At 69.6% G+C, this 14,675-nt stretch carries 12 protein-coding genes; 11 read left to right on the plus strand and 1 reads right to left on the minus strand.

What is annotated here, in order from left to right:
- The first annotated feature begins 21 nt into the window (after positions 1-21).
- Together K8Z49_RS00380 and K8Z49_RS00385 are read left to right on the plus strand one after the other, a co-directional pair.
- Positions 22-1,350 carry an LLM class flavin-dependent oxidoreductase gene (locus K8Z49_RS00380; protein WP_200871670.1) on the plus strand — a complete coding sequence of 443 codons (1,329 nt, stop codon included), beginning with the start codon at positions 22-24 and terminating at the stop codon, positions 1,348-1,350.
- A gap of 243 nt (positions 1,351-1,593) precedes the next feature.
- Positions 1,594-2,910: an MFS transporter gene (locus K8Z49_RS00385; protein ID WP_024933987.1), complete on the plus strand. Its 1,317-nt coding sequence runs from the start codon at positions 1,594-1,596 to the stop codon at positions 2,908-2,910.
- Between the two features lie 22 nt (positions 2,911-2,932).
- On the opposite strand, the gene K8Z49_RS00390 is transcribed toward K8Z49_RS00385, so the two are convergent.
- A complete protein-coding gene (locus K8Z49_RS00390; protein ID WP_021591617.1) occupies positions 2,933-3,445 on the minus strand; it encodes a TetR-like C-terminal domain-containing protein in 513 nt (170 codons plus the stop codon).
- 163 nt (positions 3,446-3,608) lie between these two features.
- On the opposite strand from K8Z49_RS00390, the gene K8Z49_RS00395 reads away from it, so the two are divergent.
- The 9 genes from K8Z49_RS00395 (at position 3,609) to K8Z49_RS00435 (ending at position 14,661) form a co-directional block, all read left to right on the plus strand.
- Complete coding sequence (locus K8Z49_RS00395; RefSeq protein WP_412517307.1) at positions 3,609-4,895, plus strand: alpha/beta hydrolase; 1,287 nt, start codon at positions 3,609-3,611, stop codon at positions 4,893-4,895.
- The gene (locus tag K8Z49_RS00400; RefSeq protein WP_021591615.1) at positions 4,892-5,671 is read left to right on the plus strand and encodes an SDR family NAD(P)-dependent oxidoreductase; all 780 of its coding nucleotides are present in this window, start codon (positions 4,892-4,894) and stop codon (positions 5,669-5,671) included. Before K8Z49_RS00395 ends, K8Z49_RS00400 begins: the two co-directional genes overlap by 4 nt.
- A gap of 7 nt (positions 5,672-5,678) precedes the next feature.
- Complete coding sequence (locus K8Z49_RS00405; RefSeq protein ID WP_412517308.1) at positions 5,679-7,229, plus strand: long-chain-fatty-acid--CoA ligase; 1,551 nt, start codon at positions 5,679-5,681, stop codon at positions 7,227-7,229.
- Between the two features lie 64 nt (positions 7,230-7,293).
- Complete coding sequence (locus K8Z49_RS00410; RefSeq protein WP_021591613.1) at positions 7,294-8,283, plus strand: cyclase family protein; 990 nt, start codon at positions 7,294-7,296, stop codon at positions 8,281-8,283.
- A 99-nt stretch (positions 8,284-8,382) separates the two neighbouring features.
- Positions 8,383-9,378: an NADPH:quinone oxidoreductase family protein gene (locus K8Z49_RS00415; protein WP_111833324.1), complete on the plus strand. Its 996-nt coding sequence runs from the start codon at positions 8,383-8,385 to the stop codon at positions 9,376-9,378.
- 176 nt (positions 9,379-9,554) lie between these two features.
- Positions 9,555-9,869, plus strand: a complete 315-nt coding sequence (locus K8Z49_RS00420) for a YciI family protein (RefSeq protein ID WP_256255556.1) — start codon at positions 9,555-9,557, stop codon at positions 9,867-9,869.
- A gap of 53 nt (positions 9,870-9,922) precedes the next feature.
- Positions 9,923-11,104 carry an RNA polymerase sigma factor gene (locus K8Z49_RS00425; protein WP_244938882.1) on the plus strand — a complete coding sequence of 394 codons (1,182 nt, stop codon included), beginning with the start codon at positions 9,923-9,925 and terminating at the stop codon, positions 11,102-11,104.
- Positions 11,105-11,151: 47 nt separating this feature from the next.
- Complete coding sequence (locus K8Z49_RS00430) at positions 11,152-12,372, plus strand: MFS transporter (protein ID WP_412517310.1); 1,221 nt, start codon at positions 11,152-11,154, stop codon at positions 12,370-12,372.
- Positions 12,373-12,942: 570 nt separating this feature from the next.
- Positions 12,943-14,661: an NB-ARC domain-containing protein gene (locus tag K8Z49_RS00435; protein WP_143118686.1), complete on the plus strand. Its 1,719-nt coding sequence runs from the start codon at positions 12,943-12,945 to the stop codon at positions 14,659-14,661.
- Positions 14,662-14,675 lie beyond the last annotated feature (14 nt).

Consider the following 14,675-nt stretch of genomic DNA (forward strand, 5'->3'; position numbering starts at 1 on the left):
CCGCCCTCAAGGAGAAAAATCGTGCTACATCTGATGACACCGCTGCTCGCTCTGGGCTCCCACCTCGCCGGCTGGCGGCACCCGAAGGCTTGGACCCGCCAGACGATGAACCTCGACCAGGCCATCGAGCTCGCCAAGATCGCCGAAGCGGGCAAGTTCGACCTGGTGTTCCTCGCCGACGGCAATGCCGTCCGCCAGATGGACAAACCGGCACTGTTCGAGGCCAACAGCCAGTCGGACCGCCCCGCGGGCTTCGAGCCGCTGACCCTGTTGTCGGCGATCTCGCAGCACACCGAGCACATCGGCCTGCTGGCGACCGCGACGACCACCTACGAGGAGCCGTACCTGCTCGCACGCCGCTTCGCGTCGCTCGACCACCTCAGCAAGGGCCGCGCCTGCTGGAACATCGTCACCGGCTCCTATCCGGGCGACTCGGTCAATTTCGGCTTCGACAAGCACGTCGACAAAGCCGTGCGGTACGAGCGCGCGGATGAGTTCGTCGACGCGTGCAAGGGGCTCTGGGACAGCTGGGCGGCGGATGCCTTCATCGAGGACCAGAACACGGGCCGATATCTCGACGCGTCGCGTGTGCATACCTTGAACCACAAGGGAAAGCACTTCTCCGTGCAGGGGCCGCTCAACATCGCCCGGATGCCCCAGGGTTATCCCGTTCTGTTCCTGGCCGGCCAGTCGGAAGCCGGCCGGGAACTGGCCGCGAAGCAGGCTGACTGCGTCTTCTCGGTCTCGAACACCCTGCCCGAAGCGCAGGAGTTCTACGCCGACATCAAAGGCAGGCTGGACAGGTACGGGCGTGCTCCGGACAGCCTGAAGGTCATGCCCGGCTGCACCGTCTACGTTGGACGGAGTGAGGCCGAAGCGGATGATCTCTACCGGGAGTTGCAGGAACTGATCACGCCTGACGTCGGCGTGGCGTACCTGTCGAAGCTGGTCGACATGGACCTGTCGGCGTACGACTGCGACGGTCCGATGCCGGACCTTTCCGTCGAGACCAATGCGATCGCCGCGTTCCGTGTGCAGATCGGCGCGATCGTCCAGCGCGAGAACCTGACGATCCGGCAGGCGTACGAGCGCGTGCTGCCGTCGATGGGGCACACCATTTTCAAGGGCACGGCGCTCCAGGTCGCCGACGAGATGGAGGAATGGTACCGAGGCAAGGGCGCGGACGGATTCCTCATCAACGCGCCCATCATGCCCAGCGGCCTCCATGACTTCGTCGACCTGGTCGTGCCCGAGCTGCAGCGGCGTGGCCTGTTCCGCACCGCCTACGAAGGCGGTACGCTGCGCGATCGGCTTGGCCTGCCAACGCCGAGGAATCCCTTTTTCGATTAGGTTCCGAGCCGTCATTTCCCGCTGCTACGGCGATACGTCACCGAGAACATAGCCCGAGTGCCGCGGCGAGTGGCCGCATCCTGCCCGCCACGGGCGAATTTGTCGCAGGCAGAAAAAGTCAGGCCAGGTGTTGGCCGTCGAGCCATGGCCCCGCCTTTTCCCGGGTGGTGAAGATGGACCCCACCCATCCCGCCCGCGATGACGGGCGGGCCACCAGATTCTCCTTAGCGTCGAGGAAGCGCGATGAAACCCAGTGCGGATCCAGCAGCCCCTCCGAAGCAGGCCATCACCGTCAGTCCCACCGCGCGCCGCCGAGCCATGTGGGCCAGCACCCTCGGCAGCACCGTGGAGTTCTACGAATTCACGGTGTACGCGTATCTCGCCGTGATATTCGCGCCGCAGTTCTTCCCCGCGGACGATCCCATCGCCTCGACCCTCTCCGCGCTGGCCGTCTTCGGCGCCGCCTACATCGCGCGCCCGGCGGGCGGGCTGATGTTCGGTGCCCTGGGCGACCGCTTCGGACGGCGGCCGGTACTGATGACGACAATCTTCCTCATGGGCGGGGCCTCCAGCCTCGTCGGGGTGCTGCCCACGCACGCACAGGTCGGCGTACTGGCCCCCGTCCTCCTGGTGATCCTGCGACTGTTGCAGGGCTTGGCGGCCGGGGGAGAGGCCACCGGCGCGCTGACCTACATCGTCGAGCTGGCGCCACCGAACCGGCGCGCCGTCTACGGGTCGCTGCCGGCTCTCGGGGTGGCGATCGGGCTCGCCCTCGCCGCACTGGTGACGGCGCTGTGCAGCGCGGTCATCGGGTCGGACATGGAGACCTGGGGCTGGCGGGTCCCGTTCCTGCTGTGCATCGTCCTCACCGGCCTGTGCCTTCTGCTCCGGCGTCGGCTGGAGGACACTCCGGAGTTCCAGGCGCTCGCCGCGCAGAACGAGGTCACCCGATCGCCCATCCGCGATGCGGTCCGGGGACACGTTCCGGACATTCTCCGGGTCACCGCCATGGCCATCGGCCTGTTCGGGGCCGGCGTGCTCGGCAAGATCTACATCGGCATCTACCTGATCCAGTTCCGGGACCTGCCCGCGGTCCCGGTCTACACGATGCTCGGCGTGCTCCTCCTCGTCACCGCCGCGTTGTTCCCGATCATGGGCCGGGTCAGCGAGCGGTTCGGGCGGCGACCGATCGCCGCGGCCGGGTACGGGGCGTTCCTGGTGCTCTCGCTGCCGCTGTACATGATCGCCGGGTCCACGACGAGTCTCGCCGTGCTCGCGCCCGCGTTGCTGGTCTTCCTGGCGATCGAGCCGTTCATCTCGGCTGCCGTCTGGACCTCGTTCGCGGAGTTGTTCCCCGCCCGCACCCGCTACACATCCGTCTCGATCGGCTTCAACCTCGGGACCATCGTGGCCGTCCTCGGTCCTTACGTCTGCGGGCAGCTCATCGTGTCCACGGACTGGCTCGCGGCACCCGGTGTGTGGGGGATCGGCTGCGCGCTGCTCGGACTGATCGGGCTCGCCGGGATGCGGGAGACACGAGGAGGCCGGCTCGCCCGGTGACGGGGGGGTGACGGGAGGCTCGTCAGCGCGCCGTGGTACGGAGTGCGTCATCGACCAGGCCGTCGAGGAACCGGTTGGTGACCGGGCGTCCCGTCACGAATCGTCTGAAGTACAGCGGAGCCAGGATGCGCTCGACAACGTCCTGGGGGCTGGGAGGGGTCTCACCGCGACGTTCTGCCCGGTCGAACATCGGGCGCAGCGTCTCGTAGCGGCGAGCCCAGTATCGCCGCCGGATGGTCCCGTCGTCGGCGGGCAACGCGAAGATGGCCTGGGCGAGCGCCGCACGCAGCGGGTCCTGGAATGCGTGGGCCGCGTCGCGGGCGAACTGGCGGACGTCTCCGCGCAGCGAGCCGGTGTCGGGCGTCGGCACCGCGCGGGTCACGTTCGCGAGGATGACGTCGAGCAGCAGGTTCTGCACCGTTCCCCAGCGGCGGTAGATGCTCGTGTGGTGAACGCCGGACCGAGCGGCGACCGCCGGGACGGTGACGCTCGCGAGTCCGCCCTCGATCAACAGCACCTTGACGGCCTGGTGCACGGCCGCGCGGTTGCGCGCCGTTCGGCCGCCAGGTCTTCGAGTGATCTTGTCTGAGGCCATGATGCACCTTAACGCACAGACACTTGCGTTTGTAGTTCGGTCTTCTTACGGTCGCCCAGTGCGACGTGATGTGCGTCCCGGCACCTGACGGTTAGGAGTGGCCATGACCATCCGTGGTGAGAGCCAGAGCTGGATCCTCGACCTGGGGATCCGCACCGGCGGATTCGACGTCCTGCACCCTGACGGGTTCAAGGCGTTCCAGGGGCTGGGCTACGACCCTCACGACCTCGAGCAGGTCGGAGCGCGGGCCAAGGCGGGCTCGATGCTCGCCAAGGCATGGTCCGGTGTCGCCGCCGAGGTCGAGCGCAGCGCGAGCGAGTACGAGCAGGACGGTTTCCTGGAGACGGCGTACGCGCTCTACCTCCGTGCCGCGCTGCTCTGGAGCCGTGCCCAGTACTCGATCTACACCGTCGACTCCCGCAAATGGGCGCTCCGGGAGCGGTGCAACACCGCCGTCGCGAAGATGGCGGAGCTGCGCAAGGGGCGGATCGAGCGCGTCGAGCTCGACTTCGAGGGAAGGCCGGTCTTCGCGTTGCTGCACCTCCCGGCCGGTCAGGTCCGGGACGTTCCGGCCGTCCTCCTCAGCCCCGGCATGGACATGACCAAGGAGGACCTGCTGGACGTCGGGCAACGGCTCTTCGCGGATCAGGGCTACGTGGCACTGGCCGTCGACCTGCCCGGCATGGGCGAGTCGCGCTTGCACGGCACCACGGTGACGCTCACCAATCCCGAGCGTGCGGTCTCCCGCTTCATCGACTACCTGGCCGGGCGGCCCGAGGTCGACGCGACTCGCATCGGCCTTCTCGGGATGAGCATGAGCACCTACTGGGGCATGCGGGCCGCGGCCCATGACCCGCGCCTGCGCGCGGTCGCCGGATTCATGGGCGTCTACGGCGACTTCGACAAGCTCTTCAACGGAGCGCAACCGAACTTCAAGACGAACTTCATGGCCATGGCCGGCTACACCGACGAGGAGCTCTTCGACGCCGAACTCGGCACGAAGATGAACCTGTGGCCGCTCGCCACGAAGATCTCGTGTCCCGTGCTGATGTCCGTCGGCGAGTTCGACGAGCTCGTGCCGATCGAGGAGACCCTCGCGCTGTACGAACTGCTCGCATGCCCCAAGGAGATCCGAGTCCACGAGGACGAGTTCCACCCGCTCGGCGGCATCGGAGGCGAGATGACCACCTTCGGCGCCGACTGGCTGCGGCGCGCGCTCAAGGGCGACTTCGACGACGGCCGCGACGCCCGCAGCTACCTGCGCTCCGGCGGTGAGATCTCGCGCGGGTCCGCGGAACCGGACTGGTGGCTGGGCGCCCGTCCAGAGGCCGTGGACGAGCTCGTGCGTCGTCACCGCGGCGCCGGCGGCTCGTTGGAGGTGGCGTCGTGAGAGGCGACGGGCGCGTCGCGCTGGTCACCGGGGCGAGCCGGGGCATCGGCAGGTCGATCGCCCTGACGATGGCCGAGTCCGGGTGGCACGTCGTCGCCACCGGCCGCGACCGCGAGGGGCTCGCGGCCACGGCCGCCCAGATCGTCGCCGCCGGCGGGCATGCGGACGTCCACACCGTCGACGTGTCGAACGAGGCGTCCGTGCGAGGGCTGGTCGCCGCGCTGGCGGACGATGGGGCGCACCCGGTCGCGCTAGTCAACAACAGCGGCGTCGGAGGGCCGTCGATGCCGCTGTGGGAGATCGAGCCGGACGCGTGGGACGAGGCGTTCGCGGTCAACGTCCGCGGTGTCTACCTCCTGTGTCGAGCCGTGCTCCCGCTCATGATCGAACGAGGTACCGGATCGGTGGTGAACGTCGGGTCCGTCACGGCGAAGAACCCCTTGGCCCACCGCACCCCGTACGCCGCGAGCAAGGCGGCCCTCATCGGCTTGACGCGTACCCTGGCCCTGGACGCGGGCCCGCACGGGATCCGGGTGAACCTCGTGTCGCCGGGTGCTGTCACCGGTGAGCGGTTCGATTGGGTGGTCTCGTCCCAAGCCCAGGCGACGGGCCGGAGCGAGGAGGAGGTCCGGGCCGCGTTCGCCGGTCAGGCGGCGCTGCGGCGGAACGCGAATGCCGACGAGGTGGCGCGGGCGGTCGAGTTCCTCGCCTCCGGCCGGGCGTCCGGCATCACCGGCATCGACCTCACCGTGGCCGCCGGCTACGTGATGAACTGAGGCCGGTGTGAGCTTCAACCTGGCGAGCATCCTCGACGTCACGGCGGGCGCGGAGCCTGACCGTCCGCTGGTCCACGTCGACGGCGCAACACTCACCTTCGGCCAGGTCGACGATCGGGCCCGCCGTGTGGCCGCCGGACTGACGGCGATCGGGCTGCGCCCCGGCGATCGCGTGATGGTCCAGCTGCCGAACGTCCCCGAGTTCGTCTACGTCTACTTCGCCATCCTCAAGACGGGCCTCACGATGGTGCCGGCCAATCCGATGCTGGCTCCGCGTGAGATCGCCTACCAGGTCGCCGACAGCGGCGCAGCCGCCCTGATCGTCCATGCTTCGTCCCTCGCCTCGGCCCGGGCGGGGACGCGGGAAGCCCGCGGCGTGCGGCTCATCGTGGTCGGCGACGGTGACGGCGACGGCGACGGCTCCGGGGAGCTCGACTTCTCGACACTGCTCGAATCCGGGCGGGCCGGCGTCAGCCACGCCACCGGACCTGACGACACGGCGGTCGTGCTGTACACGAGCGGCACCACGGGCCGGCCCAAGGGTGCGGAGCTGACCCACTTCCAGCTCTACATGAACTGCACCGTGACCGGCGAGCTGCTCCGTCTCGGGGCGGGGGACGTCATGACCGGCGTGCTTCCGCTCTTCCACGTGTTCGGGCTCTCGAGTGTGTTGAACGTCGCGGTCCGGTACGGCGTCCCGCTCGTGCTCGTGCGCCGGTTCTCCCCCGACGCAGTGATCGACGCGATCGAACGGCATCGGATCACGGTGTTCTCGGGAGTGCCGACCATGTACGTCGCGCTCCTGCACGCCGACCTCCGGGGGCGAAAGGTCGGCAGCCTGCGGCTGGGCATGTCGGGTGGCGCCTCGATGCCGGCCGAGGTGATCCGCGGGATCGAGAGGAAGTACCCGGGGCTGGTCCTGCTCGAGGGCTACGGCCTGTCCGAGACGGCGAGCGTCGCGAGCTTCAACATCGACGCCGAGCGGCGGAAGGTCGGATCGATCGGCCGGCCCGTATGGGGCATCGAGATGCGCGTGGTCGACGCCGGCGGTGACGAGTGCCCGCCCGGCGGCGAGCACGTCGGGGAGATCGTCATACGCGGTCACAACGTCATGAAGGGCTACCTCGGCAAGCCCGACGAAACGGCGGCGGCGGTCCGCGGCGGCTGGTTCCACACCGGTGACCTCGGCCACCGGGACGAGGACGGCTACTTCTACGTGGTGGACCGCCTGAAGGACCTGATCATCCGGGGCGGATACAACGTCTATCCCCGCGAGGTCGAAGAGGTCCTCTACGCACATCCCGATGTCGTGGAGGCCGCCGTCGTCGGCCGGCCCCACGGGCGCCTCGGCGAGGAGATCGAGGCCCACGTCGTCCTCCGGGCGGGCGGCCGCGCCGGCGCCGGCGAACTCGACGCGCACTGCCGTGCACGGCTCGCGGCGTACAAGTGCCCGCGTGCCTTCCACCTGGTGGACCGGCTCCCCAAGGGCGCGACGGGAAAGGTCCTCAAGCGCGAGCTGCGCGCGGAGACGTCGCGATCCGCTGATCCCCAGGAGTAGGACCACCGAGACCCAGCGGTCGACGACCGGCGTCGACCGCTCCCATGCAAGGGAGCGAAGAACCATGACCGTACATCCGTCCATCACCGGGGTCGAGTTCAGCGGCCGGGACGTGCTCGAGGACTACATCGCCAAGTTCTCCAACTGGGGCCGCTGGGGGGCCGACGATGAGCTCGGCACCATCAATCACGTCGGACCCGAGCAGGTGAAGGCCGCGGTCGCGCTGGTGACCGAGGGCAAGGTCATCTCGCTCGCCCTGCCGTTCGACGCGAAGGGACCGCAGCCGGGGAACGGCCTGCGCTTCAATCCCGTCAACGTCGTCACGGCATCCGGCACCGACCATGGAAGCGGCGTCCAGGAGGAGCTGCCCGACGGTTGGGGGCGGGCCAAGGGGTTCGGTTTCGCCGACGACATGCTCATCACCCCCAACCAGGCCGGCACGCAGTGGGACAGCCTTTCCCACATCTTCTGGCAGGGAAAGATGTACAACGACCGGCCGGCCCGGCTCGTGACCGCGAACGGAGCCGCCTTCAACGCGATCACCGTTTTCCGCGACAGGTTCGTCGGTCGTGGCGTGTTGCTCGACGTGGCTCGATACAAGGGAGTGGACTTCCTCGACCCGGGTTATGCGATCACCATCGACGACCTCGACGGGACCGCCGCCGCTCAGGGCGTGGAGATCGCCACCGGCGACACCATCGTGATCCGCACCGGAATGCTGGGCGAGCGCCGGGGCGACTGGCGCGACTACGCGGGCGGGTCGGCGCCGGGTCTCTCGCTGCACACCGCGCCGTGGCTGTACGAGCACAACATCGGTGCCGTCGCGAGCGACACGTGGGGCGTCGAGGTGCGGCCCAACGAGATCGACGTCATGCAACCGCTCCACCTGGTCGCCCTCGTCCACATGGGCATGCCGGTCGGCGAGATCTGGGACGTCGACGCGCTCGCCGCCGACTGCGCCGCCGACGGGCGCTACGAGTTCATGCTGGCGGCCCAGCCGCTGCCCATCACCGGTGCCGTCGGCTCGCCGACGAACCCGCTCGCCTTCAAGTGACGGGCGAGACGGCGTCGCCATTCGGCCGCGCACGTCCGGGGACGTGAGCGAAGCCGGCGTGAAACAGGTGCGGCGTTTCCTGGAGAGCGAGGAGATCCGATGAAGGCGTGGCAGGTGGCCGAGCTCGGTGAGCCGGCGGAGGTGATGAGGCTCGTCGAGGTCGCCGATCCGCGTCCGGGGCCGGGCCAGCTCGTGGTGAGGGTGCTCGCGTCACCGGCGAACTTCCCCGATGCCCTCATGTGCCGCGGCCGCTATCAGGTCAAGCCCGATACGCCGTTCACCCCCGGTATCGAGCTGTGCGGCGAGGTCGTCGGGACCGGCGGCGAGGTGGCCGGGTTCCAGATCGGCGACCGGGTCCTGGGCGATGCCGTGCTGCCGGCGGGTGGCTTCGCCGAGCTGGCCCTGATGGACGTCGCGACGACCTTCCCGGCGCCCGCCTCGCTCGGCGACGCCCAGGCCGCGAGCCTCCACATCGGTTACCAGACCGGCTGGTTCGGGCTCCACCGGCGGGCCGTGCTCCAGAGGGGCGAGACCCTGCTGGTGCATGCCGCGGCGGGCGGAGTCGGCAGCGCGGCGGTCCAGCTCGGGAAGGCGGCGGGCGCCCGGGTCATCGGCGTCGTCGGTGGACCAGGCAAGGCCGCGGTCGCCCGCCGGCTGGGCGCCGACGTCGTGGTCGACCGGCACGAGGCGGACTTCGTCGAGGTCGTCAGGGCCGAGACCGGCGGCCGCGGCGCCGACGTCATCTACGATCCGGTCGGCGGCGAGACCTACGCGCGCTCCGTTAAGTGCGTCGCGTTCGAGGGCCGGATACTGGTGGTCGGGTTCGCCGGTGGCGACATCCAGTCGGCGGCCCTCAACCACGCGCTCGTCAAGAACTACTCGATCGTGGGCCTGCACTGGGGCCTCTACAGGTCCCATGACCCCCTGGCGATCCAGGAGTGCCACCGGGTGCTGACCGCGCTGGCCGACCAGGGCCTGATCGACCCGCTCGTCGGCGAGCGGCTGTCGCTCGCCGGCGTGGCGGCCGGTGTGCAGCGCCTGGCCGACGGCGAGACTGTCGGCCGAGTGGTGTACGACGCGGGAGCGGCCGGCTGACCGGGAACCTTGTCGATGCCCGCCCGCTCCGGGGCGGGTCGAGGCTGGTCAGCGGCATCCCGCCCGCCCGCGCCGTCGTGAACGAGTAGATTCGCGCCGTGTCGTGTCCATCCGCAGCCGCCCCGTTCGTCGTGGGGGTACGTCGAGAGGAACGGAGAGGTGAGATGCGGTACATGATGCTGGTCTGCGTGGATGAGTCCGTGGAGCCGGAAGGGGACGACGCGCTGCCCACCGCGTGGACGAACGAGATGGACGCGCGCGGGGTGCGGACGTTCGGTTCCCGGCTGCGGCCGGTCGCGGACGCGACGAGCGTGCGGGTCCGCGACGGCGAGGTGCTGCTGTCGGACGGGCCGTTCGCCGAGACCAAGGAGCAGATCGCCGGGTTCGATCTGATCGAGTGCCGGGACCTGGACGAGGCGATCGAGGTCGCGTCCAAGCACCCGGCGGCCCGCTTCGGGACGATCGAGGTGAGGCCGCTCTGGGAGGGCTGAACCAGGACGTCGAGGCCGCGGTCGCCTCCGCCTTCCGCGAGGAGTGGGGGCGCGTGGTGGCGACCCTGATCCGGTCCTTCGGAGACTGGGACCTGGCCGAGGAGTCCGCGCAGGACGCCTTCGCGCAGGCGTTGCGGCGCTGGCCCCGGGACGGCGTTCCCGCCCGTCCCGGGGCCTGGCTGACCACGACCGCGCGCAACCGCGCCCTGGACCGGCTGCGCCGCCGCACCACGGAGGCCGGCAAACTCCGCGAGGCCGCGGAACAGGCGCGGCTCGACACGTCCGTCCCGACCGTGGAGGACACCGTGCCGGACGACCGGCTGCGGCTGATCTTCACCTGCTGCCATCCGGCGCTGCCGCTGGAGGCGCGGGTCGCCCTCACCCTGCGCACCCTCACCGGCCTGACCACCGCCGAGATCGCCCGCGCCTTCCTGGTGCCGGAGCCCACGATGGCCAAGCGGCTGGTGCGGGCCAAGAACAAGATCCGTCATGCCGCGATCCCGTACCGGGTCCCGCCGTCCCACCTGCTCCCGGAGCGAACCGGCGGCGTGCTGGCCGTCCTGTACCTGCTGTTCAACGAGGGATACTCGGCGACGGCCGGCGACGGCCCCCTCCGGTCGAACCTGTGCGCGGAGGCGATCCGCCTGGGCCGCCTGCTGATGCGGCTGATGCCGGACGAGCCGGAGCCGCGGGGGCTCACCGCGCTCATGCTGCTGCACCACGCCCGCCGCGCCGCCCGCGTCGACGCCACCGGTGACCTGGTGACCCTGGAGGACCAGGACCGCACCCGCTGGGACCGCGACGAGATCACCGAGGGCACCGCCCTGCTCGACGCGGCCGTGCGGCGCGGGCGCCCCGGGCCCTACCAGGTGCAGGCCGCCATCGCCGCCTGCCACGCCACGGCCCGGGACGCCGACGACACCGACTGGTTCGAGATCGCCGCGCTCTACGGACGGCTCGTGGAGATGGTCCCGTCCGATGTGGTGAAGCTGAACCGCGCGGTCGCGGTGGCCATGGCCGAGGGCCCCGCGGCCGGGCTGGCACTGGTGGACGAGCTGGCCGCGTCGGGCGGGCTGTCCCGCTACCACCTGCTCGCGGCCACCCGTGCCGACCTGCTGCGCCGTCTCGGCCGCCGCCCCGAGGCGGCCGCCGCGTACCGGGAGGCACTCGAACTGCCGTCCACCGAGGCCGAGCGTCGCTATCTCTCCCGCCGACTCGCCGAGGTGTCCATTTGACCCTCCCCCCTTCGTCGTCTGGACGAGCGATGAAGAGGGAGAGGCAGATGCCAGATCAGAACCTTGCCACCGTGGACCGGCCGATGACCCCGGTGACCGAGAGGCGCGCCGCACCGCGAGCGGCGCTCGCCCGCTGGGCGGTCACCGCCTTGTTCGCCGCCAACGGTCTCACGATCGCCGCCCTGGCCGTGCGCACGCCCTCGCTGAAGATCGAGCACGGGCTGACGGCGGGGCAGCTGGGCGTGGTGTCCGCCCTGTTCGGGGTGGCGGCGGTGCTGTCGATGCAGCTCACCGGCGGGCTGGCCGCGCGGCTCGGCAGCGCGTCGATCCTGCGGTCGGCGACGCTCGTGCTCCCGTTCGCCCTGCTCGGCGTAGGCCTGGCGGACGGACTGGCCGCGCTGGCCGCCGCGATGCTGTTCTTCGGCGCCGTACACGGGCTGGTCGACGTGACCATGAACGCGCACGCGGTCGCGGTCGAACGCGAACTGGGCCGTCCGATCATGAACGGGTGCCACGCGGCGTGGAGCATCGGTGCCGTGACCGGGTCGGTGGCGGGTGGCGCCGCCGCGCAGGCGGGCCTGTCCCTGGCCTCCCACTACCTGGTGGCGGGGGTGGGGCTGGTCGTCCTCGCGCTCCTTGCCGCGCCTCGTCTTCTGCCCGCGTTCGCGGACCGGCAACCGCGTCCCACGGCCGCCGCGGACCGTCCCGGGTGGCGTACCGGGTGGACGCCTCGCCTGCTGGTGCTCGGCACCATGGGCGCCACCGTACTGACCGTCGAAGCCGCCGTCGCCAATTGGAGCGGCGTCTACCTGCACGACGACCTGGGCGCGTCCCTGGGCGTGGCCTCACTCGGCTACATCGCCTTCATCGCCTGTGAGACGGCGGGACGGCTGGCGGGCGACCGGCTGTTCACGCGCTTCCCCGCCCGCACCCTGGTCGGTACGGGCACCCTCGTCGCGGCGGGAGGCCTGACCGTCGTCGTGCTCAGCCCCTGGGCGTCCCTGACCATCGCCGGTTTCACCATCATGGGCCTCGGCCTGGCAACGCCGCTTCCCGTGCTCTTCAGCGTGATCGGACACCTCGGCGCCGACGGCCCCGGAGCCGCCGGCCTCCTCGCCCGCTTCACCACCATGACCTACTCCGGCATCCTGCTCGGCCCCGCACTCATCGGCTGGCTCGCCCAAGGAATAGGACTCACCTGGACACTGACCGCCCTGATCCCCCTCCTAGCCCTCCAGTCCCGCCTGGCCTCCAACCTTCAGGACTAGGGGTTTCCGGCAAAGGGCCGACGAAGAAGAACCCGGATACCGCAGACCTCGCGACCACAAAGCGCGGAGGCCACCGCCATGACTGCGGCAAGCGGCGGCTACAAAAGCACGTAGGCGAGACAATGCGTGGATGCGTAGACGATCGTCTCTGGGGGCCCGCCAAAATACACGCCCTCGACGATGCCCTGCGCCGGTACCTCGGCGACAGGCCGGGGACTAACGCGGCGCTCCGACAGACCGCCTCGCACGGTCCACCGGCGATCACCCACCGCACCGGGCGCAGGAGGAACTCCCCAGGCACAGCACGCCGTTTCGACTCTGTGTGGATCAGCCGCCACTGGGTAGTCCGGGATATCCGGCATCTGTATGACGAGGGTCTCGCGGTCGGCAGCGATCACGCTCCGGTCGTCGTCGACCTTGACTTCGTTTCCGAAACAATGTGACTACGTCTCATGTCCACGGGCCTGACAGTGGCGAGTTGGCCGTAGTTCGCCCTTTGCTTGCCTGTAGGGGGACGGCGTAGCACGATCGAGAAGCGGAGGGGAACGTCGGAACCAACTGCGGGGGCCGATGGCCGACCGATCGGATCGACATCCGTCCGAAGGGAAACTGGTATCGGGCGCGTACAGCGGTCTTTTGACCGTTGACGTTGCCGGTTTCGGCCGGGACCGCACCGAGACGGATCAGGCAAGGGTCCGGGCAGCCCTCTACACCATGATCCGTGCCTCGTTCGAGGCGGGCGGCGTGCCGTTCGACGACTGCCACGTTGAGGACCGTGGCGACGGTGCGATCGTCGTCCTGCCGCCTGGAGTGCCCGTCGCGCGGTTGCTCCATCCCATTGTCGACGACCTTTGTGCGGAGATCCGCGCGCACAACCGGGCCTCCAGCCCGAGCACGAGCATGCAACTGCGCGTCGCCGTTCACAGCGGACCCGTTTATCAGGACGAGCATGGGTTGCTGGGCGCCGCAGTCGTCCACGTGTTCCGCCTGCTGGACGCCCGGGAGGTCAAGGAGCGACTCGCCGGGTCCGATGCCTCGGCGATCCTGGTGGTGTCGGACAGGGTGCACGAGGAGGTCGTGGCCCAGGGATGGGGGAATGTCGCCCCTCGTGCGTACACGGCGATCATGGTCGGCAACAAGGAGACGACGGCACGGGCTTGGGTGCGTCTTCCAGACGAGACGCCCGATCGCGACCCGCTGGAACCGAACGCGGAACAACGTTCTTCTTCGACCGGCTGGGAACGGCACGCTGTCGTCGACCACGATCGGCTCTTCGGTGTGGACGCGCTGATCGACACAGTGACGGCCGCGGTGATGAGCCCGTCGGCCAACTGGATCGTGAGCCTGTTCGGTGATGGCGGGATCGGTAAGACGACCATGGCCTATGAGGCGACTGCCCGCTGTGCCGCTGCCGGCGGTTTCACCAAGGTGGCATGGGCCTCCGCGACCAATATTTCGCTGTCGATGCTCGACCGTGCGGACGCGGCGCGGGGCACCGCGTACTGGCTCGACCTGATCCGCGACATTGCCGCACAGTTCGGGATCGAGTTGGGCATGAGCCGGGCACTTTGGGAACGAGACCTTGCTCATGGCGTCGCGACCATGCCCGCCGACGAGCGTGCCCTCACCGTCATCGACAACCTCGAGAGCACTGAAGACGCCGAAGGCATTCTGTCCCGGCTCGAAGGACTAGGGCTGATACGGCCGCACAAGGTGATCGTGACGACCCGGTGGTCCGTCCAGCGCGACCCCATGGCGATCACCGAGTTCCTGCTGTCGGGACTGCGGCCGGAGGACGCGCTCGCGTTCGTCCGTCATCTGGGCAGTGCTGATCCGGACCTGCGCGAGGCCGACCGGGAGGTTCTCGCGCCGGTGCTGACGGTGACCGAAGGCAATCCATTCCTGATCAAGCTGGTGATCCGGCAGTATCTCGCCACCCGGAGATCGCTGGACCGGGTGATGGCCGACCTGACAGGCCTCGGCGCCGGCGATACCGGTCCCGGGCTGGGGCGCCGGGTGCGCGAGCACCTGTACGTCCGCTCGCTCGCGCAGTTCGCCGACCGTTGCGGTGAAGAGGTGGCCGCGAGCCTCATGGGCGCCTTCTGCGTCAAGGACCGCGGGACGTCGTTCGGATATGAGGAACTCATGACGATCAGCGGCATCGCCGATCCGGCGCTGTTCGAGCAGGCCCTGGAATTCGCGTGCCGGCTCGCACTCGTCCGGTCCAGCGACTTCAATCGTGCGTACTCGATTCACAGCCTGCTGCACGAGTTCACGTGCCGAAGCTGATGAGGGAGGGGTAG

It is taken from the genome of Actinomadura madurae, from assembly GCF_047130825.1.
In the GTDB taxonomy this organism is placed as follows: Bacteria; Actinomycetota; Actinomycetes; order Streptosporangiales; family Streptosporangiaceae; genus Spirillospora; species Spirillospora madurae.